This is a genomic window from Nocardioides albus (assembly GCF_014648255.1).
Taxonomy (GTDB): Bacteria; Actinomycetota; Actinomycetes; order Propionibacteriales; family Nocardioidaceae; genus Nocardioides; species Nocardioides albus.
Window position 1 is genome coordinate 1 of the sequence record NZ_BMQT01000027.1, and the last position, 668, is coordinate 668.

At 69.3% G+C, this 668-nt stretch carries 1 pseudogene; it reads right to left on the minus strand.

What is annotated here, in order from left to right:
* Positions 1-668 (minus strand): annotated as a pseudogene (locus IEY84_RS26540) (DDE-type integrase/transposase/recombinase); the annotation flags it as partial.

The following is a 668-nucleotide window of genomic DNA, read 5'->3' on the forward strand; positions in this document are numbered from 1 at the left end:
GGCCAGGTCGGTCGCCTTGCTGATCGAGGCGTGCCAAGCGATGATCCGCTGGGCGTAGACATCGAGGATGAACGCGACGTAGACGAACCCTGCCCACGTCCTCACGTAGGTGAAGTCGGTGACCCAGACCCGGTTCGGGGCCGGTGCGGTGAAGTCGCGGTCGAGCAGATCACCCGCGCGTTTGCCGTCCTTGCCGGGGACGGTGGTGCGGACCTTCTTGCCCCGCCGCACCCCCACGAGCCCGAGGGTGCGCATCGCCCGGTCCACCGCCCCAGCCGACGCATCGGGGACCGTGGTGCGGCGCACGTAGGCGGTCATCTTCCGGCGCCCGTAGAGCCCTTCTGGGGCCAGGACCCGCTGCCCGTGAGCGTTGTGGGTCCAGGCGATGTCACGGACCGCATCGGTGACCACGGCATCGCTGACGGTCCGGGCAGCGACGGGCCGGTTGGCCTGTCGCCAGGCCCGGTAGGTGCGCGCGGCGATCGCCAGGCCCTGCGCACGCAAGACCCGACAAACCGACTCGACCGCGTGCCCCTGAGCACGTTGCTCGTCGATGAACGCGACGATCAACGATTGCGGGGGTCGAGCTCCCCGGCGAAGAAAATCGAGGCCGCCTTCAAGATCTCGTTGTCCTCCCGCAGCCGCCGGACCTCGGCCTTGAGCCGCTT